General features: G+C 61.2%; 19 protein-coding genes. 7 read left to right on the top strand and 12 right to left on the bottom strand.

Going from position 1 to position 26,359, the window contains the following annotated elements:
- The first annotated feature begins 13 nt into the window (after nucleotides 1-13).
- The 3 genes from ABID58_RS22165 to ABID58_RS22155 are packed head-to-tail and all read left to right on the top strand — an operon-like array spanning nucleotide 14 to nucleotide 3,577.
- Entirely contained in the window at nucleotides 14-1,354 is a 1,341-nt protein-coding gene (locus ABID58_RS22165) for a hypothetical protein (RefSeq protein ID WP_354034627.1), read from the top strand.
- Between the two features lie 22 nt (nucleotides 1,355-1,376).
- Complete coding sequence (locus ABID58_RS22160) at nucleotides 1,377-2,483, top strand: acyltransferase family protein (RefSeq protein WP_354034625.1); 1,107 nt, start codon at nucleotides 1,377-1,379, stop codon at nucleotides 2,481-2,483.
- Nucleotides 2,480-3,577, top strand: a complete 1,098-nt coding sequence (locus ABID58_RS22155; RefSeq protein ID WP_354034623.1) for an acyltransferase family protein — start codon at nucleotides 2,480-2,482, stop codon at nucleotides 3,575-3,577. Before ABID58_RS22160 ends, ABID58_RS22155 begins: the two co-directional genes overlap by 4 nt.
- A gap of 5 nt (nucleotides 3,578-3,582) precedes the next feature.
- Here ABID58_RS22155 and ABID58_RS22150 read toward each other — a convergent pair whose 3' ends face one another.
- From ABID58_RS22150 to ABID58_RS22135, 4 genes are all read right to left on the bottom strand, one after another.
- Nucleotides 3,583-4,929, bottom strand: coding sequence for an acyltransferase family protein (locus ABID58_RS22150; RefSeq protein ID WP_354034621.1), 1,347 nt, complete (start codon nucleotides 4,927-4,929; stop codon nucleotides 3,583-3,585).
- A 137-nt stretch (nucleotides 4,930-5,066) separates the two neighbouring features.
- Nucleotides 5,067-6,167, bottom strand: coding sequence for an acyltransferase family protein (locus ABID58_RS22145; protein WP_354034619.1), 1,101 nt, complete (start codon nucleotides 6,165-6,167; stop codon nucleotides 5,067-5,069).
- A gap of 189 nt (nucleotides 6,168-6,356) precedes the next feature.
- Entirely contained in the window at nucleotides 6,357-10,484 is a 4,128-nt protein-coding gene (locus ABID58_RS22140; protein WP_354034617.1) for a beta strand repeat-containing protein, read from the bottom strand.
- 274 nt (nucleotides 10,485-10,758) lie between these two features.
- Nucleotides 10,759-11,871 (bottom strand): glycosyltransferase, encoded by a 1,113-nt coding sequence (locus ABID58_RS22135; RefSeq protein WP_354034615.1) that lies wholly within the window; start codon nucleotides 11,869-11,871, stop codon nucleotides 10,759-10,761.
- A 246-nt stretch (nucleotides 11,872-12,117) separates the two neighbouring features.
- Here ABID58_RS22135 and ABID58_RS22130 point away from each other — a divergent pair, with 246 nt between their 5' ends.
- Nucleotides 12,118-13,218 (top strand): glycosyl hydrolase 53 family protein, encoded by a 1,101-nt coding sequence (locus ABID58_RS22130; RefSeq protein ID WP_354034613.1) that lies wholly within the window; start codon nucleotides 12,118-12,120, stop codon nucleotides 13,216-13,218.
- Between the two features lie 74 nt (nucleotides 13,219-13,292).
- Here the strand turns inward: ABID58_RS22130 and ABID58_RS22125 are convergent, their stop codons facing one another.
- The 6 genes from ABID58_RS22125 to ABID58_RS22100 form a co-directional block, all read right to left on the bottom strand.
- Nucleotides 13,293-14,039: a hypothetical protein gene (locus ABID58_RS22125; protein WP_354034611.1), complete on the bottom strand. Its 747-nt coding sequence runs from the start codon at nucleotides 14,037-14,039 to the stop codon at nucleotides 13,293-13,295.
- A 149-nt stretch (nucleotides 14,040-14,188) separates the two neighbouring features.
- The gene (locus ABID58_RS22120; RefSeq protein WP_354034609.1) at nucleotides 14,189-15,631 is read right to left on the bottom strand and encodes an oligosaccharide flippase family protein; all 1,443 of its coding nucleotides are present in this window, start codon (nucleotides 15,629-15,631) and stop codon (nucleotides 14,189-14,191) included.
- Between the two features lie 182 nt (nucleotides 15,632-15,813).
- Complete coding sequence (locus ABID58_RS22115) at nucleotides 15,814-17,226, bottom strand: polysaccharide biosynthesis protein (protein ID WP_354034607.1); 1,413 nt, start codon at nucleotides 17,224-17,226, stop codon at nucleotides 15,814-15,816.
- A gap of 3 nt (nucleotides 17,227-17,229) precedes the next feature.
- Nucleotides 17,230-18,429, bottom strand: a complete 1,200-nt coding sequence (locus tag ABID58_RS22110) for a glycosyltransferase family 4 protein (RefSeq protein WP_354034605.1) — start codon at nucleotides 18,427-18,429, stop codon at nucleotides 17,230-17,232.
- A gap of 51 nt (nucleotides 18,430-18,480) precedes the next feature.
- Nucleotides 18,481-19,668, bottom strand: a complete 1,188-nt coding sequence (locus tag ABID58_RS22105) for a glycosyltransferase family 4 protein (protein ID WP_354034603.1) — start codon at nucleotides 19,666-19,668, stop codon at nucleotides 18,481-18,483.
- Between the two features lie 241 nt (nucleotides 19,669-19,909).
- On the bottom strand, nucleotides 19,910-21,133 hold the full coding sequence (locus ABID58_RS22100; protein ID WP_354034601.1) for a polysaccharide biosynthesis/export family protein: 1,224 nt from the start codon (nucleotides 21,131-21,133) through the stop codon (nucleotides 19,910-19,912).
- 509 nt (nucleotides 21,134-21,642) lie between these two features.
- Between ABID58_RS22100 and ABID58_RS22095 the strand changes: the two genes are divergently transcribed.
- Nucleotides 21,643-21,780: a hypothetical protein gene (locus ABID58_RS22095; protein ID WP_354034599.1), complete on the top strand. Its 138-nt coding sequence runs from the start codon at nucleotides 21,643-21,645 to the stop codon at nucleotides 21,778-21,780.
- Nucleotides 21,781-21,791: 11 nt separating this feature from the next.
- On the opposite strand, the gene ABID58_RS22090 is transcribed toward ABID58_RS22095, so the two are convergent.
- Nucleotides 21,792-22,949 (bottom strand): glycosyltransferase, encoded by a 1,158-nt coding sequence (locus tag ABID58_RS22090; protein ID WP_354034597.1) that lies wholly within the window; start codon nucleotides 22,947-22,949, stop codon nucleotides 21,792-21,794.
- Nucleotides 22,950-23,016: 67 nt separating this feature from the next.
- The gene (locus ABID58_RS22085) at nucleotides 23,017-24,132 is read right to left on the bottom strand and encodes a glycosyltransferase family 4 protein (RefSeq protein ID WP_354034595.1); all 1,116 of its coding nucleotides are present in this window, start codon (nucleotides 24,130-24,132) and stop codon (nucleotides 23,017-23,019) included.
- Nucleotides 24,133-24,407: 275 nt separating this feature from the next.
- On the opposite strand from ABID58_RS22085, the gene ABID58_RS22080 reads away from it, so the two are divergent.
- Both ABID58_RS22080 and ABID58_RS22075 read left to right on the top strand, forming a co-directional pair.
- A complete protein-coding gene (locus tag ABID58_RS22080; protein ID WP_354034593.1) occupies nucleotides 24,408-25,427 on the top strand; it encodes an NAD-dependent epimerase in 1,020 nt (339 codons plus the stop codon).
- 162 nt (nucleotides 25,428-25,589) lie between these two features.
- Nucleotides 25,590-26,359: UDP-glucose dehydrogenase family protein (locus tag ABID58_RS22075; protein ID WP_354034591.1), on the top strand; the 770-nt coding region annotated here is incomplete at its 3' end.

Genomic DNA, 26,359 nt, shown 5'->3' with positions numbered 1-26,359 from the left:
GAGTTCGGTGCGGATGATGGCCCACACGGTCGCGCCCCAACACAGGTTAAAGCTTGATTTCGGCTTCAATCTCGAAGCCGTGGCGCTCACGCTCTACATATTCCGCGATGCTTTTGGCGGCGTGGCGCGATATTACACGAGTATTCTTCACGTCGGCGCACTCTGGTTTCTGCCGGATGTTGTTGCGATGCTGTGCATCGGCCTGTTTGTTCAGCGCTGCATTATACGAAACAGAAGTATCGTCGCCGCGCTCGTTCTGCTCCAGATCGTGCTCTCGCTCGGCATCGGGTATTTTTTTCTGGGCACGATCAACGCTCTTTCATCATCCTTCAAGATGATGCTTCCCGTGTTCGTCGGTTTCTCTTTCTGCGACAGCAATTTTGGTTCCTACAAGAAGCTGCTGATGATCTTCACGGGTGTATTCTACGCCTCCATCATTGGCGTGTTCCTGTCCAAATATACGACCATGCCGTGGACCGGCTTCAAATATGAATCGTTCGGCGCGGTTCGAGAGGCGGGGCGGTTGTGGTGGGCCGCCGCGGAGCAGCGTCTCTCGGGCTTTGCAGCCGACAACACGATGGCGGCGTTCTTCATCCTGATCACCTTTGTCGTGACTTCGATCCGGAAAAGCACCTTGTGGTGCCTCATATTCGGTTCGATCGCGGTCTACGCAATCAAGCTGACGACGAGCAAGACAACCATGCTCGTGCTCCTGCTTTACATGGTGCTGCTGTTGGTTGTCCGGAGCCTGCCGGAGCGCATGAAGTTCACAGCGGTGCGGAGGATCGCATTGTGGTCGTTCGCCTCGATTTTCGCACCATTGGTTCTCATCCTGCTTGCCTCGGGTGCGTCGGTTGGCAACAAGGATCTGCTGTTCAGCATGATGGACCGGATCAACAACAGCTGGCAGCTGCCTTTCGTGTACATGAGCGAGTTGATGCCGGTTGGCTTCATCACCGGGTGTGGCGCCGGTTGTTTCAACTACCCGCAGCAATTGTTCTCGAACCTGGTTTCGTATTGGGTGCCGGTCGATAACTTCTATCTCGGTACGTACCTGATGTTCGGGCTGCCGTTCGTCGTCTTCATGTGGATGGTGTTCCGGACGACTTTTCTGGTCACCGATATCTACAAATTGTCCCTGATATTCACGGTCAATCTCTTCACGATCACGGTTCTGAACTATGGTCCCTCGACGGGGCTGTTGATGATCGCGCTGAGCTTCAGTGAGGTGTTCTCACGTCGCGCGTCTGTTGCTCTGCAGGTGCCTTCTCGACGGCCGGATTTGGGACGCGCAAGTCTGTCGGAAGAAGAACGTTCTGCCATCGGAGCGAGCGTGCCGCGGCCCGCTTCGTAGGTCGAGCCAGGGAAGAATTGTGATGCATAAACGATTGGCATTCGTTGACACGCTTCGCGGCATCGCCGTGCTGTCGGTCGTGCTACAGCACGCGCTGGAGCAGATTGTGCTCAACCAGCCGACCGGAAGCTACTATTGGGCGTTTCACTATGCGCTCGGAGAGTATTTCAATTTCGGCCGCTTTGGCGTCGTGCTGTTCTTCTTCGTCAGCGGCTTCGTGATCCCCTACAGCTTTCCGAACAGCGCCGCGCCGGTTCGGGATTTCGCCATCAGTCGCTTCTTCCGCCTTTATCCGGCGTACTGGCTGTCGCTCGTCGTCTTGTTGGTTCTCTCCCCGGTCGTCGAGGGAAAAAGCTTCCCGCTGTCGCACGTCGCGGCCAACGCGACCATGTTTCAGATGTTCATGGGCGTTCCCAACATCCGGATCGCCTATTGGACTCTGGCGGTGGAGCTGATCTTCTACATCACCTGTATTTTCTTGTTCGCGACCGGCTTTCTCACACGCCGCCTGACTGCGTTCCAGATTGTCATCGCGACGTGCGTCGTCGGCATCATCGCTTTCCCGGTCGTCAAGATTCATGCTGCGTGGGGCGTGCTCGAACTAGCCCTTGACTTGACCGCGATGTTCTTCGGCAAGGTGATCCGCGACGCCGTCATGGAAGGCAAGCTCAATTGGCGTCACGTCGGGATCTGCGCCGTCTTGTACGTGATCTTCGCTGCGGGCGTTGCGTACAGGCGTTACGGCGTCGACTACCAGGAGAATTTCTTCTGCGCCTACGGAATGGGGGCCGCCTACATTCTGGCAGCCTTCGTGTTCATTAGCTTCGCAGCTCTTGGCGAAAAGGCTGCTTGGAGCTTCATGTCGTTCGTCGGAACGATCAGTTTTTCGATCTATCTGATGGGATCGATTGCCATGATCGTGATCTTCTACTTCTTTGGCGTCGGCAATGGTCCCCTGCAGTGGCTCCTGTTTACAGGCGCCGTGGTCGCAGCTTCGATCCTCGTCAGCTGGGTGACCTATCTGGCTGTCGAAAAGCCCTGTATCAACTTCGGCCATCGGTTCAGATCGCCTCGGGCCTTTGCTTCCGTTCCGCTCCAGCCCTCCTTGCGAAGCCAGGGGGCAGAGTGACGGCGCCGGCGCACGCGACGTCCTATGCCGAGACCGGCGGCGGCTTTGTTCCGTCCGTTCAGGGGCTTCGCGGCGTCGCCGCGTTGAGTGTGCTGATCGACCATTTTTGCGACATGCCGAAGGGAGGCGTCTACGACATCCCCGATCCCGGTTTTCTGCCGCCGATCTGGCCGTGGCTGCAATCGGTGATCAACTCCGGCGGGCATGGTGTCGAGCTGTTCTTCATGATCAGCGGCTTTCTGATCCCCGCCAGTCTGGTGCGGCACGGGTCAATCGGAAAGTTCATGTATGATCGCATCCTGCGCATCATGCCGGTGTTCGTCGTGCTGCATTTGGCTTTGTTCGTGGCCGGCCCCATCGTTGGATACAAGTTCTTCCGGGGCATCGATCTGCCGACCTACCTCCAGGTCTTCTTCGCCAACCTGTTCTTCGTGCAGGACGCGATCGGGCTTCCGATCGCCCAGCAAAACGCCTGGACGCTGACCTACGAATGGGCCTTCTATTTCCTGTTCGCGTTGTGCTTCGGTGCCGTGATACGGCTGAAGAGCTGGTGGCTTGCGGCGCCACTGATCCTTCTCGGGTTCCTCTGCATCCTGCAATGGCCGATTACCGCCTTCTTCGTGATTGGCATGCTGTTCAGCGCGAGCAATTTGCGCTTTCGGATTACGGGGGCAGTGGGCGTCATGGCCGGGCTCACTTGTTTTGCCGCCATGTATGCCGCACTCGACGTGCTGCATCCGTTTGCTGCGCTGATCCCGGGCTTTCTGCTGTTCGGAATGGTGCTAGCGACGGGATCGGGGATGGCCGGCTTGTTGAGTTTGGCGCCGCTGCAATATATGGGCAAGATCAGCTACAGCCTCTATCTCGTTCACCCCTTCGTGCTGTTTCCGTTGCAGGTCATCGGATTGAAGCTGGTCGATCGCGGCGTCGATCGCTGGCTACTGTGGAGCGGGTTCGTGATTTTCGGGCTCGCGCTCGCCTTGATCGCGAGCGCGCTCAGCTACGAGATCATTGAAGTACGCTTGCGCCGGATCATCGACGGGACGCTCCGGCACATCTTCGCGCGGAAAATGGCCCAGAGCCCGGCGGCCTGATCGCGTTAGGCCGGCCTCTGGTAGAACCGGCGCAGCCGCAGCGCCGGCTTTTCGATGAAGTTCCAGGAGAAAGCCGCAAAGCCGAGCGTCAGCACGATGACAATCGGCAGGATCATCGTCAGCGAGAGGCGGTGATCCGGCCCCAGCACGCGCTGGAAGATGTCGATCGTCGCCTGCGTGATCGGGAAGCCGTAGAGGTAGATGCCGTAGGAGAGATCCTGGCTGAACAATCGATCGAATGCCTTGAAGCTCTGCATGCCGATATAGACCGTGCAATAGGTCAGGAAGATCCCGGCAAGCGGCAGCAGGACGTTGAGCCACATGATCGCCGCGTAGCAGAGCGCCGACGCAGCAAAGATCGCCCAGTGGATCGGCACGTATTTCGCGTGCAGGCGGAACACCATGCCGAAGAAGAACATGAAGACGAGGTACCAGCCGGCCAACCTCGTCGAATCGGACCGGACGTTGAAGGTCACGGAATCGACGAAGTAAGCGACCAGCTCGGCGAGGAGCGCTGCGCCCACCAGAAGCGTGATCCAGCGGATCTTTCGAGCCTCACCGGAGATCATGCGCGCAAGCAGGAGCGCGAAGGCGAAGACGTAGCACCAGAGCTCCCAGGGCAGGGTCCAGAGATTGGCATTGACCATCTCCGGCCAGGGATTGTGCAGGAACAGGCCCGGCAGCTCGAACGTGACGTGACCGACGATGTTGCCGAAATAGCGGTAGAACTGGTACTCGGACAGATATTGCGACAGCGGCAATTGCGTCAGCAGCGGCCCGACCACGAGCGCGCAGAGCGTCACCTCGACGCTGAGCGCCGGGATGATCCGCAACACGCGGTTGACGAAGAACGTCTTGAGATCCGGGTTCTTGATGGCGCTGCCGGTGACCAGGAAGCCGCTCAGCGCGAAGAACATCCCGACGAGCGCGATCAGCCCGGGTCGGAGCAGTTCCTGGACGATCTCGGACGCATGGAGGTGGCTGAAGGACAGCGCGGTCAGTCCTCCCATCTTGTCAAAGGCGGCGGCGCCGGGATCCCTGAGGACGTAGACGGCCATTCCCGGTTCATCGAGCTTTTTGACGAAGGCGGCCCCGGCGAACAGGCCGGCGACAGCGACTCTGCAATGATGCGACAGGATGACCAGCGACAGCAGGTGCCGCATCATGTTGAAGCCCGGTCCGAGACCCTTGTTCCTCGCCAGAATGCTTTCCGCGGTCTCCTGCCGCGCCAGGCCAGTCTGGATGGTGTCCGGCAGCCGCCAGAGGCGCGTCGGAGCGGCGGGGCGCTCGCGGCCGAGTGCGCCCGGCAACGAAACGGTCGCGAGCTCTGCGTCTCGATCCGGTTGCGACATTCTCGTCAGCCTTTCGTGCGCCTGTTTTGGCGGCATCAGCGGATGCCACGGAGTTGAAGCCAATTCATGGCCGTGAGGCCGCCTTGGCATAAGCTTGGCATAGCATCGAATTGCGGCGTTCGCCCGATCGATCGCCGCTATGCGATAATCGAACGGCGGCGTCCGAGCCTGCGGCAATAGGCAATGAGCGGTTGCTCGACATACCAATGAATCAGGATCCCGGCGAGGACCGATGCGACCACGGCTGTCATGACGAACAGCGCGGACGGCAATGGATTGTGGAGACGCGCGGATATCTGAATCAGCACGACCGCGGTCGCGGCGTGGGTGAGATAGATTGAATAGGAGGCGTCGCCGAGCAGCATGCCGAGGGAATGCAGCGGCCCCGGCTTCTCGGTCGAGACGACGCCCAGCCAGACGACGATTGTCGCGAACAGCGTCCACCACAGGGCGCGGAGGCCGTTGTCTTCCGACAGTGTCGCCCCGACAAGAGCGGTTGCCAGGATGGTCGCAGCGAGTGTGAGCAGGAACGCCGCCGGGAATCGACTTTGCACGAGGGGATTCCCCTTCAGCCACAGCAGACCCAGCGCAAACCCCATGCCGAACTGGAGGTTTGGCATCATGATGTTGCCGTAACCAACCACGGTCGCAAGCGCGAGCCCCGAACTCTCCGGCTGCAGCAGTTCCGGCCACGCCAGCAGGTGAGACGTCGCGTGCCACGCCAGCGGCGCAAGGAACCAGGCGGCGAGCACATATGAAAGAGGGCGCGGCCGCAACATGGTGATCGCGAACAGGATGTAGAAAATGAACTCATGCCTGAGCGTCCAGACCACGTGGGGCCGCAGCTCTCCGATCGGCCACAGCGCCATGGCTCGCAGGCCGGGCAGAAGATCGATCCTTGCCGTGCCGGCCATCGACAGCAGGTTGTATCCGATCACGCAGACCCACATGAAGGGAATGATGCGCACGAAGCGCCGGGCGAAGAATTCCGCGCGCGTGTTGCGGATCGGGCCGAATGAAACAATCGTGATGATAAAGCCGCTGATGACGAAGAAGATCGCGACGCCGAACAGCCCGGTTTCGGCGAGCGCAAACGGGCTCTCGCCGTAAGACGGCGGCAGGCTGACCAGCCAGTTGACGTGCCAGATCACCACCAGAATGGCTGCAAAACCGCGCAGGTATTGAATTCCCGGTACGATCCCGCCCTTGGGGGAGCGTGCACCCTCGATGTCGGTCAATGTCGCCTCAATGCCGCGCTGGTGCTCGATTTTACCGATCGCATCCGCGATCGGTCAAATCCTGATTTTTGGCGCGATGATGATGGATGAGGCAATGCCGCAGCGATAAGGCGGCCACATGCGGGCGTGCCGCCGATCCCGGGTTGCGTGCGGCGAGGCCGAGGCCCGCCGCACGCAATTCCGGCTCGCTCAGACGAACAGGAAGTCGTTGCTGGTCACGTTCGCGGCGACGACGCTCTTCAGCAGGATGGTGTCGTTCGCGGTGACGTGGATCACGGTATCGGCACCGGACTGGCTGAGCTGGAGATGGCTGTAGTCTGTGGCCATCAGCTTGGCGATCGCGACCGTGTCGTGACCGGTTGCCGAACCGGCGTGGAAGCCGTTCACCGTGTCGTTGCCGCCGCTGAACGAGATCGTGGTCGATCCGACGCCGGCCGCAGCAAAGGTGTCGTTTCCGGCGCTGCCGGCAAGCGTGATGCCCGCGACCTTGGCCGACGAATTGTGCGTGCCGTCCGAGTTCAGGATGTCGACATAGGCCAAATTGCCAGCCGTGTTGTAGGAGTCGTGCTCCGTGTTGGTCGCGTTGAAGTAGAAATTGTCGTGCGACCCGTCGGCGTTGTTGACGTACATCTTTGCCTTGACGCCGTCCGTGTAAACGGTCGTCGCGTTCGAGCCGTCGGTGTTCTGGACGTAGTCGCTGGCAATCTTGCCGCTCGAATAGGTCTGGGTGTCCTTCGAGCCGTCGGCATTGGTGATGTAGACCGACGTCTTCACGCCGCTGCTGAAGTTGGTCGTCGTGGTATTGCCGGACGCCTTCGCCACCGTCTGGGTCACGCTGCCGGTCGTATCGTAGGTGGACGACAGGGTCGAGCCGTCGGTGTAGTTCTGCACCTCGGTCGCCTTGTGACCGGTCGAGTCGTACAGATCCGTCGTGATGCTGCCGTCCGAATTGACGACCTTGGTGTATTGCAGGGTGCCGTCGGCGTGCAGGTCGGTGATCGACGTGATGGTGCCGTCCGCCTTGCTCTGCTGGATCTCGGTCGTGTAGGCCTTGCCGGTCACATTGTAAGCAGTGTTGGTGTGCGTGCCGTCGGCATGGGTTTCGTAGGTCGCGGTCTTGATGTCGTTGCTGTAGACCGTCGTCGACGACGAGCCGTCGGTCTTCTGGATCAGCGTGCTGGTCAGGTGGCCGGCCGTGTAGAGGTCGGACTCCTTCGAGCCGTCGGCGTTGGTGATGTAGACCGACGTCTTGACGCCGCTGCTGTAGTTGGTCGTCGTGGCGTTGCCGCTGTCCTTCGCCACCGTCTGCGTGACGTTTCCTGCGGTATCGTAGGTGGACGTCAGCGTCGAGCCGTCAGTGCTGTTCAGGACCTCGGTCGTCTTGTGACCGGCACTGTCATACTGGTCGGTGGTAACGCTGCCGTCGGAGTTGACGACCTTGCTGTACTGCAGGGTGCCGTCTGCGTGGAGGTCGGTGATCGCCGTGATGGTGCCGTCGGCCTTGATCTTCTGAATCTCGGTCGTATAGGCTTGGCCGGTGATGTTGTAGAAGGTGTTGGTGTGGGTGCCGTCGGCGTTGGTGACATACACCTTCGATTTCACGCCGCTGGCGAACACCGTCATGGTCGACGACCCGTCGGTCTTCTGAACGAGATCGCTGGCGATCGCGCCGGCAGCGAACAGCTTGGTTTCCTTGGTGCCGTCGGCGCTGGTGATGTAGATCGAGGTCTGGACGCCGGCGCTGAGGTTCGTGGTCGTGGTGGTGCCGTCGGTTGCCTTGGACACGGTCTGTGTTGCGACGCCTGAAGTATTGTAGGTCGTCGTGAGGCTCGATCCGTCAGCGTAGTTGCGCACCTCCGTGATCTTCTGGCCGGCGGTGTTGTAGAGGCCGGTGGTGGCGCTGCCGTCCGCGTTCAGGACCTTGGTATACTGCGTCGTGCCGTCGGCGTGCAGCTGAGTGAGAGCGGTCACCGTTCCGTCGGCCTTGGTGGTCTGGATCTGCGTCGTGTAGGCTTGGCCGGTGATGTTGTAGAATGTGTTGGTATGGGTGCCGTCGGCGTTGGTGACATACACCTTGGATTTGACGCCGTTGGCATAGACCGTCGTCGTCGACGATCCGTCAGTATTCTGGACGAAATCGCTTGCGATCACGCCGGCCGCGAACAGCTTGGTTTCCTTGGTGCCGTCGGCGTTGGTAATGTAGATCGACGTCTGCACGCCGGCGCTGAGGTTGGTCGTGGTCGTGGCGCCGTTGGCAGCCTTGGCGATGGTCTGGGTCACGACGCCCGAGGTGTTGTAGTTCGTCGTCAGGCTCGAGCCGTCGGCATAGTTGCGTACTTCCGACGTCTGCTGGCCGGCGGCGTTGTAGAGGCCGGTGGTGGTGCTGCCGTCGGCGTTGACCACCTTCGTGTACTGGGTCGTACCGTCGGCGTGCAGGTCGGTGATCGACGTGACCGTTCCGTCGGCCTTTGTCGTCAGAATCTGGGTTGCGTAGGCCTGGCCGGTGACGCCGTAGAACGTGTTGGTGTGCGTTCCATCGGCATTGGTCACATAGACCTTGGATTTCAATCCATTAGCGTAAATGGTGGTCGTGACCGTCTTGTCGGAGCCGACAACCGTTTCGCTCGAGATGCTGCCGTCCGAATTGTAGTTGATGGTCTGCTTCGCGCCATTTGCGCTGACGATCGCTTCCTGCGTCTTGACGCCGGCCGCGTACAGGATCGTGTCGCTGCTCCCGTCAACGTTGACGAGCGATTTGCTGGTGATGACGCCGTTAGAGAAGTTCGACGTCTGCGTCCCCGTCTGCGTGCCGGACGCGTTGAAGAACTTCGTTTCACTCCAGGCCGTCGTGGAGGTTGTGACGGAGAACGAGTAGCCGCCCTGGATCGCCGCGAGCGCGTTTCCGTAGTGCGAGATGATGTAGTTCATCGTCGACACCGACGCGACGGCGAGCACGTGGGTGTCCGTCAGCGTGATCGACTGCAGGGTCGTGGATGCGGAGAGATCGGCGAGCTCCGCGACGATCGTGGCGGCGGTGCCGGTGACGTCGGCCGCCTGGGAAGGATTCGACGCCGATCGAGCCACGCCGTCGATCTCGATGATGATGGGATGGTCGCTCACTGGAATCGTGAATGAGCTGACATTGGCGAAGGTCTCGATCGGGTCGGTTCCGCCGGTCGGATCGTAGACCTTGATGGACTGGTGCACGCCGTCGAGCTGAACCGTGACGGTCTGGCTCGGATTGCTGATCTCGGTCTTGGTGTACGGATCCCAGACCTTCGGCTCGGCCCAGACGACCAGATCGTAGGCGCCGTTGCTCTTGCCGAGCACCAGGCTGTTGCCGGACTCCGGCATGTTGCTGAGCGTATAGCTCAGCGGGCTGGTCGGCTGGCCGCTGCCGCTTCCGTCGTCGTTGAGGATCGTCGTCAGGTTATGGACCGCGGTGGCAGCCAGCTTGGGCGTGCCGTCGTCATAGAACAGTCCGAAATGGCTCTGCGGATCGGTATTGCTGCTCGACGAATTGCGGTCGAGCAGTTCGTAGAGATAAGTCGTGCCGACACCGTCCTTGAAGGCGTCCATCAAGGTGTTGAGGATCGACTTCGCCTGAACCGCCTCGTTCACGCCGAGATACGGCGTGGTGCTCAACGTGGAGTAGCCGGTTTCCGTGATCACCGAGGGATCGCCGGGAGACACGGAGCTCGCGAGATTCAACGCCGCTGCCAGTGCGGCCCCCGGCGTGGTGCCGGTGCTGACATAGGCGTGTGAGTTGGCGTAGTCCGAGGACGAGCCGAGATTGCCGAGCTTGGCGAAATCGTTGGGGTCGTCGTAGGCGAGGGTCAGATTGTAGACCGGAAGCTTCGAAAGGTTCGCGTCGGCCTTGATCGCGGTGTAGAGCGCCTGCTGAAATTGCGCGGCCGCCTGGATCGTCGAGCTGCCGTTGTAGCTGAACGCCTGGAGATTGGCCTCGTTCAGGCCTTCGAGCGCGATAACGCTGCCCGGGTGTGCCGCCTCGAACGCGTCGAGCGCGTTGATATATTGCTGCAGGCCGGCTGCGCCCGCTGCCGGGACCGACGATGAAACGCCGAGATCGAACTTGTATCCAGCGTTCGCCAAACCGTCGAGCACCGGCTGTGCTCCCGGGATATTCGTCAAGCTGTCACGAAGCGTGGTGACGCCGAGATATTTGAGGTCGGCTTCGACGAGTGCGAGATTGTTGTAGCTGCCCCACGCATATGAGACGTGCGTGTTGACGCCGATTGAACTTGTGAATGCGCTTGCCGAGAGAACAGTTTGATCGCTGCTGGTGATGGTCGTCATGAGTCACTCTGGTGATGCACGCTGTGTTGCTTCATGCGTAGCGGCAGAGTTTGTCAGTGACGTTAGAAAGAAGGCTAAAGATGTAGGTATCCGCGGCTTTTCGCGGGACGAACTGCAAGTATTTTCAGCACATTGCGCGACACTGCTTGTTCCGCACGGGAACTCGCCGCGATTGCCCAATTGCGATTCACTATTGGCCCGTTGTTCTACGGAATGTTCCATGAGAGCGACGTGAATCGAATCGTTTGCGCAAACGAAAATGATTCGTCGCGCGCTAACGCGCGGACGTGGTGCTCGATGGTGATGCGCCGGGCAATTGATACTCGGTTCGCCAACCGAGTCGCTGGGCATCGCCGTCGGCGATGGCTTCGAGCAGCGGACGAAGTGCCTTTCTGGCGGCATTAAGATTTCGATAAGCCAGGATGGCCTCGATCGCGAGCAGGCCGACGTAGCTCGTTCGGTTGATACGATAGACAATCGGGGAGGTCGTATACCGTTTCTCAATCAAGATCCGGTTCCGGCAGGCATAATAGAGCCGCCACGCCGGCGCGTCGGGGCTGACGAGCGCGCTTCGCGCGCTGGTGCTCGGCTTCGTGTCCCAGGATTCTTCCGCGTCGTTGATGCAACCGACATCGGTCAGATAGATGGCAACGCCGGCGTCCATCAGGCGCAGCGAGTAGTCGTGGTCGTCACTATAGAGGACGAACTCCTTGTTCGGAGGCGAGACCTTCCGAACCGCGGCAATCGGCAGCAGGAGCCCGCCATACGGAGCGGTCTCGATCCGGCGCAGATGAAACCCTCCGTAATTCTCCGGAACTCGCCGCGCGGAACGCGCCAACCGCCGCCACAGTTTCGACGGAAGCGAGGCGAGATGAAAGTTCAGGAACGAGTTGGCGCGGATGGCCACGGCATTCTGATCGGCGAGCAACGTCGGATAGATGCCCCGATGCCTGCGCAATGCGCACAGCCCGATATCGTCCGTCGCGCCAAGTGCCGTATGCAGCGCGAGCAAGCGGTCCAGGAAGCCGTCCTCGCCGACATTATCGTCGTCCAGAATGAGGACGAACCCCAAATCGTCGTCATCGAGCCGCTGGGCGGCGGTGATGCCGGCGTGAAAGCCGCCGGCCGATCCCAGATTTGAGGCGAGCCTGATGACATCGACGGGGGGCTTGGTTGCGAAATCGTCAAGCATCACCGGCCGGTTGCATCCATTGTCGACCACGATCACACGTTTGACCGCGGGGCTGGCCTGAACGGCGGCAACGGTTCGCCGCACCAGCTGCTCGCGTCGCCCGTAAGTCACGATCACACATGCGACCGAGCGCCCCGCTTCGGTCGAGCGATTGAGGACGATCTGCGGCTTCGATTCGAGGGGAGCGTTCGACAATTTACTCTCGCTTGGCGTTAAGTCGTTCCATCCGGGCGACATTATAGATACTCAGTCGAATTGGAACGGCAATTCCTCCGGCAATTTTCGCCACAAAAGCGTGCAAACGTGTCGTTCGCTCCGGCAGCGGCGGCGCTTTGCCGGTGAGAGTCTATTGTGATCATATTGTGAAGGTCGGTCGCGCAGATGCAGGTGATGATGGATCGGAAACGGATGCATGCAGTGTCTCGGGCGCACGGAGGCGCAATGTTCCTGGCAATGAAGAGAGTGGTTCTGGCCGCGCTGTTGCTGGCACTCGGTCTGGTGGCATCCGTCGAGAATGCCGGTGCAGGTCCGCTCACCTGGGGGGTCGACGGCCCGGACGGACGGCGCGCAGACCTGAAGGCGATCTTCGAGGTCATGCGAGCCCGCGGGCTCACGCAGTATAGGGTCAGTGCAAATCTCGCGCGGGACACCGATCCCTACGAGGTCCAGATGTACCGGGACATGCTGGCGCTGGCCAAGACCTACGGCATCACGCTCAAGCCGATATTGGCGACCCCGTTTGCCTGGGGGGATCGCACCGATGGCGGCAAGTATCCGGCCGGCGACTGGAATGCGCTGTATCAGCAGGCCTATTCGAGAACCTACACCTTCGTGATCAATTTCAAGGATCAGATCAAGGACTGGGAGATGGGCAACGAGATCAACCTTCTGGCGCTGGATCCCGCCGGCAAGAAGCTCTACGGCCGCGGCTGGACCGCCGAGGAATTCGACATGCCGGTCATGAATGACTGGGTCGCGATCCTCAAAGGCATGTCGGATGCGATCGACAAGATCAATCGCGAGCACGGGCTGCATTTGCGGCGCGTGCTCAACACCACCTCGACGATGTTCGGGTTCCTCGATTTCATGGCGTCGAAGGGTGTCGGATTCGACGTCATCTCCTACCACTATTATGAATCCCTGAATCAGAATCCAAACCGCGCCTGGGGCGGCAGCAGGCAGCCCTACAATCTGTTCAAGAAGCTCGCGACGTATGGCAAGCCGGTCGTCTTCAATGAGGTCAATTGCGCGGAGATCTACAAGCCGGCCTATGAGAACGAAGCCGGCAAACCCCTCACCGAGGCGTGCTACAAGAGCCTGCACGCCACGTTGAGCTTCATCGCCAATCAGGTCGATGCCAACGTCGAGAGCGTGCTGATCTACGAGTTGTTCGATGAGCCGAAGAAGGCGCCGCCGGAAAACCGCTTCGGCCTGATGTACGACCTCAACACACCGAAGGTCCCGCTCTATATGCTGTCACGGTTTGCAGGAAAGAACCTGGCGCCGCACGAGGCGGAGGAGCTGACCAAGCGAGGAATGTAGGCGCGGCAAGAGCCGCACCCAAGAGCCGCGTCCAGGAGCCGCGCCCAAGAGCCGCGTCAATGGCAACATTCGGCCTAGATCCAGAGCCACGGGCAAACGGTGTCCAGTGCGACCCGGATGTAGAACTTCCAGATGTTGTCGGTTGCATATCCCTTGTTGTCGAGGCCGCGGATGCCGCTGACGAGCGGCACCGTCCGGAACCGTGGAACGAATTTTGACGTTTTCGGCGCCGCCTCGAAATCGTCGCGCAGCGCCTTTTCGGGAAACGCGGCAGCGGGAGAGTCCTCGTAGAGCTTGCATCTGCCCTGGAGATATTGGCGATAACCCGCAGTGGTCCACGCCATCATGTACATGTCGACCACCCTCTTGGGGTAGTTCCGCATGTTGCAGTAGAAAGCGAACCCTTTCGGGGTCTTCCGGATCAGCTTGGCGAGATTCAGGACGATGTAGCGGCCGGTGACCTTCCAGATCGGGGTGTTGGCATCGCATTCCCTGATGAAGCGCGAATTCGCCATCGCGTGGTCGAGCAGGAACAACTCGCCGTAGCCGCGGCCGTACATCTGGGGATAGTCGAGCCCCGGAAAGGAAATGAACTCGATCTTGTCGGCGATGTTCAACTGCTCGGCGATGGCCTGGAGACTGGACAAGTCGGATTCCGAGTTCTCGACGAAGACGATCTGGTCGATGCACTGGCCGACCAGCCGGCCGTAGAACCAGAGCGCATCCTCATAGTCCTTGCGGCGGAGGGCGGGATCTTTCCGGCCGAGGCTTCGCACGTCGGCTTTCGGCGTGATGGTCGCCGTCATGATCAGGATATTCATGGGTCCTTTCGATGTCATCTCATCAATCCCTCGCGGTCCGGCGCGAGACGTTGCGGCAATGCTGTCGATGGCTCGTCGAAGTCTTGCAGGTTTGTCCGATGGTGTGAAGGGTTCCAGGCCGTTCGCGCGCGCGGCCATCGAGCGGATGGCTAGATGGCAGCGACGCGCTCCTTGTTCAGTTCGAGATCGCGCAGGCCGAGCAGGCTTCGTGCCAGCTGGCGATGAAACAGCAGGTAGCTGATCGCGATCGTCAGGACGTATGCGGTCGTGCCAAGCAGCCAGGCTGACTTCGGCGTGGCGGCCATCTCCATGACGCGATTTGCGGCAACGAGGCCGAGCGTCGTGGCGACCGTTGCGGGCGCGAGCGCCTTGACCAGATCGAGCACCGGCAGCCTGGTTTCCCAGCAGGTGATCAGCATCGTGGCGACGGACACGATGAGCGTCACCACAAGATAGATCTTGATGATCCCGATGAGCCCAAATCTCAGGCCGATGACGAACGCCACGATGGTCGAGATGCTGTTCGCGGTCGAAACCCAGAATTGCAGCTGAGCCTTGCCCCGCGACAGCAGCATGGCGCCGCTATAAGCAGTGATCGACTGCGCTGCGCCGGCAATCGACATCAGCCCGACCAGCGGAATGATGCCGGTCCACTTGGCCGGAAAGAACGCGGTGAAAAGATAGTCGGCGCCGAACGTGAGATAGAGCATGCCGGGAAAGACCGCGGCGGCCGTCAGCGACAGCACGCCGCAAATGATCTCGTTGCGCTCCTGCAGCGATCCTTTTGCGGCCTGGCGGCTGAGTGTCGCCATGAGCACGCCGCTGCCAGGCCAGGTGATCACCATCAGCGGAAGGATCATGATCTGGTAAGCCAGACCGTACAGACCGACGGCGGCCGCGCCCACGGCACCGCCGATCAGGACGTTGCCAACCGCGCGACCGGCAAAGTTGAGAAGATTGCTCGCCAGCACCCAGCCGCCGAAGGTCAGGATCGAGCGCACGCGGCCCCATTGAAAGTTGAGCTGTACATCCTTTCGCGCGATGATGGCGAAGGCCGCGGCGCGAACGATCTGGACGACGACATAGTAGGCGACCAGCGCCCAGACGCCCCAGCCCAGGAAGGCGCCCAGAACGCATGTGAGCACCGACACGATGACGGCGATGATCTCGACGCTCGCCACGACCTGGTAGCGCAGGTGCCGTTCGAGCACGGCACGCGGGCCGAGAGCGGCAATGGAGAGCACCACCGAAATCGACAGCGTGGCGAGCACGCTTCCCAATCCCTCCATCTCGAGACCGGCAGCGAGAGGCGCGGAGATGACCGCCAGGATCACGGCGCAGAGCAAGCCGATGGCGCAGATCAGCGTGATCGCGGCACCCGCGTCGTCCCGATCCAGCGTCGGCCGCTGCACCATGGCGCTCGACATGCCCAGATCGGTTAACAGCGCGATGAATCCGACGAACGGCAGTGAAAAGGTGACGAGACCGAATTCGGCCGGTGCGGCGAAATACGTCATCATGACGGTCATCGCGAACTGCAGGCCGGATTTGAGAACGTTCATGCCGGACATCGACAGCAGATTTTTCAGCATTACGTCGATCTCCGGGCGCCACGGGATGACGCCCACTCAGGTTCCATACGGCCCAGCCCTGCACCCGCGCGTTTATCTCGCACATGCACAACTGGCAAGACAAGCAATCGGGCAGCAGGCATTGCCAAGTTGTTGGGCAGGCCATTTTTCATTCTGGGCAGCATCGCGGCGTCACGCCGTCGTTACACATCCGATCGGGATGCGCCGGCAGCCTCGAGGAAGCGCCCCTTCCACGCGAGGAGTGCGACGATGGCGGTTGCGGCCGCAATCTTCGCAACCAGCGCAATCGCGGACGCCGAGGGCACGGCCGAAAATGCGCCGATGAAGGCGGCGCCTGCGATGGATGTCGCCAGCAGCCCCCATCGCGGCGCTGCGCCGAACCGCACCATTGGTCCCGCCGCGAGCACGATGACGATCGCAGTTGCGACGATCGCACCGACCAGGACATAGGTCGGCGCTCCTGTGATCGCCTGCGTCGGCACCGCCACCGCCAGGACGAGCAACAATTGGCACAGGGCGACGACGACGAGGCGCGTGGCGGACTTCGTCAAATGGGGTGCGATCGCGAGCGTGGATTGCAGATGGCAGTGCATGAAATAGAAGCCGGCTGCGGCCGCCGAGGTCTGGAGAAAGCTTGCCAGGATGGGCGCGGGGACGAACAATTGTCCCGCGTCCGGCAGAAAGCCGATCAGGCCTCCAAGCATCACCAACGTGGCGCAGATGATGAAATCGAGGAGATGCGCGACGGCGGCGCGGGAGTCGCCGGCACTGCCGCGCTCGTATTGATGGACGACTTCGGGATAGTTGACGGTGTGGATGGCCGCGACCAGCACTGCAAACGGCCGCTGCAGCAGGTCGATCGCCATCGAGAAGCCCGCGGTGACCGCGGGAGCGCTCGCACCCAGCGCTGAAACGACGACGAAGCGTATCGAGACCGGGACGGAGAGGTGGAGCACCGAGGCGCCGGCGGCGAGCATCCCGTAGCGAGCGAAGCCGCTCCAATCCTCCAGCAGGGCCGGACGCGTCACTTTCTGAAGTTTGTGGGGATGCAGCAACTGCCCGGCGATCAGGCTGGCGATTTGGGCGCCCAGCATGCCGAGCAGCGCCGCGTGCGCCGTGCCGTGGAGCCACGCGCCGGCCGTCGCGCCGCCCACCATCAGCGTGGCCCTCAGAATGAGGAGAAACGCGGCTGCGCCAAGCCGGTGCGAGACGCGGACGACCATGAAGTGGAGATCGGTCGCGCCCTGGGCTACGGCCAGTGCAAGGCCGACCAAGCCTATGCTCGTGGCGATCGGAGTCGCGATCGAAACGGCGAGGCCCCCGATCGCCAGAAGTGCGAGCGCGCTGGCGAGCGCGGCGCCGAACAGGGAAGATCTCAGTCGCGCGGCGTCGTCCTGCACGGCGGCGGCCAGAAAGCGCACGCCGGCCAATTGCAGCCATTCGAACATCAGCACGCTGAGCAGCTGACTGGAGGCGAGCGTGAGGGAGAAATTGGCGTAAGCGAGCGGCGAGAGGATACGGCCGAGCAGAAAGATGAGGATGATCGCCGCCGCACTCTGGTAGACGACCCCGACAAGCGCGAACAGACGGGTCATGGGCTATTGCTTGTGCCGGCTCAGGAGCTCGAAGGCGTCGCGATATTCGGCGATGACGTCGGTGAATGTCCGATGGTCGTTCTTCTCGGCGAGCTCGTCGACCATCGCCGCCAGCTCCTCGGGATTCGACATGATGCGCAGAATGCTGTCCGCGAGCGACTTCGGGTCGGGCGCGGTCAACCAGCCGACGGCACCGCGCCTCACGGCCTCGGGAATCCCCCCGAATTGCGTCCCGAGGAAAGGCTTTCGCGCCGCTTGGGCGTCGGCGACGACGAGCGGACCCGGCTCCTCCCAGATCGGCGGAATCACGACGACGTCGATCTGGCTGTAGAACGTCTCGGGCTCGACGAAGCCGAGAAATTCGATGCTCGCCTTCGGCGCCAAGGTCCTGAGCTCGTCCTGCATCTCCGCCTCTGCGACACCCGCGATGACAAGGCGCACCCGGTCATGGGGAAGATAGGCCAACGCCTTGACGAGATTGTAGATGCCTTTTTCTTCGGTCACACGGCCGATGAATCCGAGGGTCAGGACGGGACCCGCGGAATACTTCGAAGGCGCGGAGACCGGTACCGTCGATGCGTGGGGGATGATCTTGCGCAGCTGCGTATCGGCGAACAGGCCCGCCTCCAGATGGATGTCGAGGATGCGCTGGCTCACGCCGACGACGCCGCGCAGATATCTGGTTGCGCTTCGGCGGTTGATGGTCAGCAGCCTGCAGCTCATGCAGGTATGCTCGCAGGCCTTCCCCTTCGAGAAGCGCGAGCACCGCGGGCAGGTGAGGTAGTAGTCGTGCAATGTGTGGAGCACCGGCACATTGAGCTCGGCCGCCGTCTTCCATACCGCCGTGGTGAGGCCCGAGAGGTTGTTCGAGTGCAGCACGTCGGGCTTGAATGCCTTGATCCTGTCGGCAACAAGTTCGGCGCTTTGACGCCAGTCCTCCGTCGCGTGCCACAATCCGCGCGCAGGCGCGCTTCGCTGTCCGGTGAAGGGCCGGTAGATGTTCTTGACCGGCGCCGAATACACGTCGATGCCGTTGCTTGTCTCCATCGCCTGCTCAGGAAGCGAGGCGGCGCGAACGACTTCGACTTCATCGCCATTCTTCAGAAGGCCGTCGGCAACGCGGCGCACGAATATCTCGGCCCCGCCGACCACCTTCGGTGCGCCCGGTGTCGGGTACAGTGACGATGTGATCAATATCCTCATGGGAAGGATCTCATCCAATAATCATCTGTGAACGAACCCCGAGAGCCCTTCTCATCTTTCTCCATCGGTGTTCGAGCTGCCTTCTAAATAGACGTCGAGATATTGTCCGGTGACGGCTTCCGGTGTGAAGCTGTCTGCAAAGTCAGGCCGAGGCGGAAAAGTCTGCTTCCATTTCGGCGCTTCGCTGATGGCCTGCTTCATCAGTTCGGCGAGCTTGTGGAAGTCACTTGGCTCGTACGAGCCGAGTGTCGTCGAGAAATGAGAGATTTCTGGTATTCCGCCGGCGGTAGAGCAAATGGTCGCACGTCCGGCATTGATGCTTTCTATCAGTGTACGCGGCAACGGCTCCGGCCAAACCGAGCTAATTAGGCAAACATCCACGGCGGAGTAAAATTCCGCGGACCTTACGAAGCCAAGCCATTTGATCCTCGGATTATCATACCGTCCCTTCAGCTCTCTCACGTAAGCTTCAAGGCCCTTTCCGGCGATTTTGAGTTGCCAGCCCGAATCGGGGAGCAGGGAGACTGCTTTAAGGACGACATCGATGCCTTTTTCGGGCTCAATCCGGCCGATAAAGCCGAAACTCAGGTCGGCGTCCGGAGACGGCGGGGCAAGTCCCGCGCTGGCGTCCGCGATATTGTAGATCACCTTGTGAGGTACGCCTGGGAAGAAGCCGGGTTTCAGGTGCCGCTCCAGCACATACTGGCTGTTGGAGACCACCGCATCAACCATGCGCGAGGCGTAGAGATATGGCATGGTCATCGTCTTGCATGCCAGGCAGCGCTGCTTGCACGTGTCGCCCTTGCTGAACAGCGTCGACCGTTTGCAGATGAGCGAGTAGTCGCGCAGCGTATGGACGACGCGGATGTTGCGGCGCTTGGCCTCCGCCCACAGCGACACGGAGAATCCGGTCAGATTGTTGGTGTGGACGACGTCCGGCTTCTCGGTGTCGAGGATCGCGCCAAAGCGCTTGGCTGCTCGCCTGTTCCAGGTATCCCGCAGATGCCATCGCAGTCGGTCGAGCCGCGGCGGCTTCCGCGTCTGTCCGAACGGCCAGTATGTATTGTCGATCTGCACCCGGTAGGTGCGGATGCCGTTGCGATCCCCGACCGACACGTCGCCCGCCTGCTGCAGGCAGACGACGGCGACCTGGTGGCCGTTGCGCATGAAGGCTTCTGCGAGCAGCGATACCGATACCTCGGCTCCACCCATGATGTCGGGAGGATAGAGGGTGTTCACGATAAGTATCTTCAACGATCGCCTCATGCGTTGATCGTAGATGGGAGCGCACCTCGCTTGCCACGCAATAGCTGGCTCTGCAATCGCATTCGAGCCCAAAACGGCGTGAACGATCACGTCGGAATGAGGCCGAAATAGTCACACCATATTCAAGAAGCGGGCCATGACATCCTGCCCGGACCTCGCGCGTGGCGAGATCCGGGCAAGAGAGAGTCTCGAGCGTGGCCGCTACTTGTGGCCGTTATTTGGAGTTGACCACGACGCTGGAGATGTTCGACGCGTTCGTTGAAGCTGCGTCCAGCGGGGCCATGACCTTGATGAATTCGGTCGATGGCGATTCAGCGACCGAGACCACGTCGTGATCGCGCATCCTGAACGTATCGGCCTGGAACCAGCCGTCAGGCTTGCTCATGTCGAACTTGTAGACGGCCGGGACGGTCGCGGTCGGGAACTGCGACACGTCGACACCGATCTGCTGGAGCAGCGGCTTCGGCTCGAAACGATAGACGTAGATGGACTTGGAATCGGCCCGAGAACCATCGAGACCGCCGGCCTTCGCGAGCGCCTCGGCAAGCGACATGTTGTCGTTCTCGAAGGTGAAGCGGCGGTTGTTGGTGCCGCCGATCGAACCCGGCGACGGCGTCGAGCCGAACGCCATGTACACCCTCGGAATACGGGTGAGGAAGACGACGTCGCCAGGAGCCAGCAGCACGTCCTCGCTGGGATGATGCACGACCGATGACATCGACTCGTTGTAGGTGCGTCCTTCGCGCTTGATCGTGATCGTGCTCTCGTAGGACGGATATTTTGGGCCGCCGGCGCGCGCGATCGCGCCCATCAGGCGGATGCCGCCCGGGTCGACCGGGAAGCGCTGCGGCGAATTGACTTCGCCGAGCACGCTGATCTGGTTGCCGCGCTGTTCCGCGACGCTCACGACCGCCTGCGGATCGATGGCGCGATCCTTGAGGCGTTCGCGGATGATGTTCGAGACGGCGCGCGGCGTCAGGCCGGAGACCTTGATCGATCCGGCGTAGGGGATGTTGATGTTGCCGGACTGGTCGACCTGCTGGCGCGGGATGTCGACGAAATTGCCCGGCCGCACGCTGGCTTCTCGCGGAATGAACAGGCCGCCCGCCTGCGCTTCGTAGACTGTCACGGTGACGATGTCGCCGACGCCGATGGTGACGTCGCGATAATTGCCGCCGGGGAGGCGGGAGAACAGCAGTCCGGCGCTGTCCGTAAACCCGTTGGTCGCCCGCAGCACGGCCGGATTGGCCGGCAGCAGGGCATAGGCGAGCGGCGCGGTCGGCTCGGTGACCAGCGCGGCATTTTTTTGCGTGGATACGGCATCGGGAGCGTCTAGGGGAATGAAGCCCGCGCAGCCGGTCAACGAGATGCTGATCGTAGCGACAGCCAGAATCCGGCCAATTCCGAAATCCAAATGAGCCTGTTCGGTCTTAGCCAATGTCGTTCCCTCGTACGCACCTAAAATCTGAATCACCGTAGCAACTGTCCAGCTACTGAGTCACTGCTGCCTCTTCGTGTTTATGGTAAAGCACTTATGGCTGTGACCTTATTGCCACTTGTGAACCGTGATACACGAGCAAATTTCTGTCCAAAAATTGTGCGGAATACGCTCTTTTTGATGCAGTTCGCAGCGAGGCCATACGAGTGTCAGATCGATGTCATGATTAAGGCAGATGCCGCTCTTGTGAGCGGTGCTGACGTCGGCCCGCGTGCATCCGACAGCCTCGCCGCGAAGCGACATCGCCGTAAAGTTCAAGTGTCGGATTCGGACCTCGGCGTACCCTGCGTTGCAGAAATCCTGCACGGATACTGCGTCGATATTTCAGTAACGGGATTCCGCCTCCGTTAACGCTTAGATTTGGAAGCTGGCGTCACGCTGGCGTCCGTAAGGTCTTCCTAATCCCGATCCGGCTAGGTATCGGCCAAACAAAAGGGAAGGCGAAGACAATGTTGCAAACCGGGCTGCTCGCAGCCGGCTTTCTCATTTGTGCGATGGCCGTCATGTTCGCGATCGCGTGGTCGTTCTCCGATCAACGCGTCATCGATGCCGACCTGGCGCAGGGCGACGTCCACCGGATGGCCTGATCGACAGGTCCCTACGGTCGCAGATTGTTCGAGAAGTCGGACTGCAGCTTTGCCTCGCCGGTCTCGCTCTCGCCCAATTGCAGGACGTCGGCATAGACCGCGCTCAGGTTGCGATGGGTCTGCTCGATGTCGTAGAGGCGGGTGAAGCGCTCATATCCGGCCCGGCCGACCGCAGGCAGATCGAGCCTGGTGGCGCGCTTGAATCCTTCAATCAGCTTTTCGGGCGAGACTTCGTCGCACAGCACGCCGGTGGCGCCGTCCTCGACGATTTCCGGCAGGGCGCCGATGCGGAATGCGATGATCGGCTTGGCCGCGCGCATCGCCTCGATGGCAACGAGGCCGAATGCTTCCCAGCGCGACGGAATCGCCACCATGTCGGCCTGATCCAGTTCGGCCTCGATCTGGTTGCGGTCCATCCAGCCCAGCAGCGTAACGTTGGAGGGCAGATCGCTTCTCCGGAATTTGCTGACGACCGAGGCGCCGATGAGGCGCACATCCAGCGTGGCTCCGAGCGCGCGGGCCGCCTCGATCAGGAGATCATATCCCTTCTGGCGGTCGAGGCGTCCGATGAACAGGACCTTGATCTTCTCCGACCGCCACGGTGCTGCGCGCGTATCGAGCGTGGGGCGCTGCTTGGAAATCCCGTTGTGCACGAGGACGAGGCGTTTTGCCGCAATTCCGGCCCGCCTGGCGTCGACCCGCTCGCTCTCCGAGATGCAGACGATGCGATGGGTCAGCTTCGACAGCACAAGTTCGGTGAACTCGGTGACGGCGCGGCTGAGACGGCCCGTCTCGCGGCCGAAGGCCCATCCGTGCGGACAATAGACGATGCGAGAGCGCCGGTAGGCCAGCCACAGCACCGGCCGCACCACGAGCCCGGCGAATGACGAATGCAGGTGAATGATGTCCGGCTGCTGCTGGCGGACCGCGCGCATGGTCGCGGACAACATGGCAAACAGGCCGACAGCGTTGCGGCCGTCGCGCGGGAAGGTGGTGACGGCCTCATCCTCGATGTTGACCAGGTCGCCGCGATGGTCGGACGGAACGACATAGCTGACGTTCCCGCGTCCGAAGCTCGCGCTCTGATGCGGATGAAGCTCGTTGAGGTAGGTTGCGATGCCGCCTCTCACCGTCTCGGCGACATGCAGAACCTTCAGGCCGCTGGACAACGGTCGATCCTTCCTTGTCTCGCAGAGACCATGTGTACCGTCTCCAAGCAGCAATATTTGGGCCGAGTCATGGTGCCGCTCCGCGGGATGCGGCCTGCGGAGCCGATTTGGCGAGCACATCGAGCATGGCGGCGGCCGATTTGGTCCACGAATATGTCGCGAGCCGCTCCCGCTGCTTCTCTTGTTCCGCCGGCGAAATCCTGCCGAGATCAATTCTTTCGTGCATCCGTGCCGACAACTCGCCGGGGTTGAGCGGGTCGAAGTAGACGGCGGCGTCAGCGCAGGTCTCGCGAACGGCTTCCGCGGAACTCGCAATGACCGGGCAGGCGAAGTACATCGCCTCCAGGGGAGGGATGCCGAAGCCCTCGTACAGACTCGGAAACACGAAAGCTGCAGCCCGGGCGAAGAGCGCGGCGACTTCCTCGTCCTTGAGGCGGCCGGCGATGACGATTCCGGCTTTCGACTCGGTCGCGCCGCCGCCGAAGACCTTGCTGTTGTCGCCTCCGACCACGACCAGCGGGAAATCCGGACGGCCGAGCCGCTCGGCCGCACGAATGGCTGTGTCGACATTCTTGTTCTTCGTCATCGAGCCGACAAAGAGGAAGAAGCGGTAGGGTTCGAGGCGCAGGGACTCGATGATCGAGAAATCGGGCGCGACCGAGGCGAAGTGCTCCGCACTGTTTGGAACGATCGGGATCGATGCGGGATCCAGCGAGAGCGCGTCGGCAAGTTCGTTGCGTGAAAACGCCGAAACCGTTGCAATGGTTGCGGTGCGTGCCAGCAAATAGCCGAGCGATCGATGCAAGACGAGGTATCGCCAGCTGAAGAAGTCCGGCCGTTTGAACACTTGTGCATCGTGAATGACGACAAGATGGTCGCGGTGGAGCACCGGACCGGAATTGGCGAGGCTGACGAGACGCGTGCCGGCGGCCGCGCGCGCCAGATCGATCTGGTCCCATGCGTGCCCGCGCAAAGTTCCGACCTGCTTGAACTTGATGCGGCCAAGACCGGCGAGCGCCTGTGCATCCGGCGGCACCAGAATCTGCCACTCCGCATCCAGGAGTTGCGGTGCCGCCTTGCCGCTCGTGAGCAGGCGGTCCATCGCTTTGACGATCTCGGCGGCATAGCGTTGCACGCCTGTCAGCGATTGTGTCAGGAACCTGCCGTTGATGGAAAGTTTCAAAGCCGATCTTTTTCTTTGCGCGTGTCTTGCGCGAACAATGCCTCAAGACTGGGCATCCGCGCGGAATGGACGGTCGATATGATCTCTAGCACATGCAGCGCTATCGTCCGAGTATGCTCGCAGCCGGATAGCATGCGTGGATGCATGATGCCATCATGTTTCCTACACAATTCGATGCGCTTACATGGACGACAAGCCTGACTCGATGATGTCGTCATCGTCAAAACCTTGCCTCTCATGTCCTGGTCTGGCATTGCATTCGCGGAATGAACGAGATGACAACTTTGCGACCAGTGATCGTGACCGGCGCTGCCGGCTTTATCGGAATGCACGTTTGTGAACGGCTGTTGGCGCGTGGCGAGCAGGTCGTTGGTATCGATGCGTTCACGCCGTATTACGATCCGGCGCTGAAGCGCGCGCGCCTCGAAAAGCTCAAGCACCTTCCCGGCTTCAGTTTCCACGAGATCGACCTTGCCGATTTTGCCGCGGTGATCCGCGTATTCGATGAAGTCGCGCCCGATCGGGTTGTCCACCTTGCAGCGCAGCCGGGCGTCCGTGCCTCGATCGACGATCCCATCACCAGCATCCGTGCCAATTGTGACGGCTTCGTCACCGTGCTCGAGGCCGGCCGGCGCCATGGTCTGGCGCATCTCGTCTACGCCTCGTCGAGCTCGGTCTATGGCGCCAATCGCACCCTGCCGTATTCGACCGAGCAATCGGTCAACCACCCGGTCAGCCTCTACGCCGCGAGCAAGAAGGCCAACGAGCTGATGGCGCACACCTTTGCGCATGTTCACAAGTTGCCGGTGACCGGTCTTCGCTTCTTCACCGTCTACGGTCCGTGGGGGCGGCCCGACATGGCCGCTTATCTGTTCACGCGCGCGATCTTCGCGAATGAGCCGATCAAGATTTTCAATAATGGCGACATGTGGCGCGACTTCACCTATGTCGACGACATCGTCGAGGGCGTGATCCGCACCCTCGATCGGCCCGCAGCTCCGAATCCCGCGTGGAACGCGGAGCGGCCTGAAAATTCGTCGAGCTATGCGCCGTACCGCGTCTACAACATCGGCAACAACAGGTCGGTCAAGCTGCTCGAGTTCGTCGAGACGCTCGAGAGGATCATCGGCAAGCCTGCGATCCGCAAGCTGCTGCCGATGCAGGCCGGCGACGTCCTGGAGACGCGCGCCGACATTTCCGCCCTCCAGCGCGACGTCGGTTTCGCGCCGTCGACGCCAATCGCGGAAGGCCTCGCGCGTTTCGTCGAATGGTATCGAAAGTACCACGGCGTGTGATCGCCGAAGCGACGGCAGGACACAAGAAAATACCCGGGCGGCGACGGCTAAGGTTTGTTCGGCTGCGCAAAGCAGCCTGCCCTAATGTTGGGCGTGCGGCCGGATAGAGAAATGGTCTAGGGTGTTCAGTGGAGCATCCGTCGTCAACGGAAAGAGTTTCTCATGCGAATTGCGATGATCGGCACGGGGTATGTGGGACTGGTGTCCGGAGCCTGCTTTGCGGATTTCGGTCACGACGTCACCTGCGTCGACAAGGACGAGAAGAAGATCGCGGCGCTTCATCGCGGCGAGATCCCGATCTATGAGCCGGGCCTCGACGAGCTGGTCGCGACCAACGTGAAGGCCAAGCGGCTCGACTTCACCACCGACCTGTCGAAGCCGGTTGCGGATGCCGATGCCGTGTTCATCGCGGTCGGCACCCCCTCGCGTCGCGGCGACGGTCATGCCGATCTCTCCTACGTCTACGCCGCCGCGAAAGAGATCGCGCAGTCGCTGTCCGGCTTCACCGTCGTGGTGACCAAGTCGACCGTGCCGGTCGGCACCGGTGACGAGGTCGAGCGCATCATCCGCGAGGCCAATCCGCTAGCCGACGTTGTCGTCGCCTCCAATCCTGAGTTCCTGCGCGAGGGCGCCGCGATCCGCGACTTCAAGTTCCCCGATCGCGTCGTGGTCGGCACCTCCGACGAGCGCGGCCGCAAGGTGATGGGCGACATCTATCGTCCGCTGTCGCTGAACCAGGCGCCGTTGATGTTCACGGAACGCCGTACCGCGGAGATGATCAAATACGCTGCCAATGCGTTCCTCGCGACCAAGATCACCTTCATCAACGAGATCGCCGATCTCTCGGAAAAGGTCGGCGCCAACGTCCAGGAGGTCGCGCGCGGCATTGGCCTGGACAACCGCATCGGAACCAAATTCTTGCACGCCGGTCC

The sequence above is a fragment of the Bradyrhizobium sp. S3.2.6 genome (genome assembly GCF_040546885.1).
Taxonomy (GTDB): Bacteria; Pseudomonadota; Alphaproteobacteria; order Rhizobiales; family Xanthobacteraceae; genus Bradyrhizobium; species Bradyrhizobium cytisi.
This window is presented reverse-complemented; position numbering and strand designations above follow the sequence as displayed.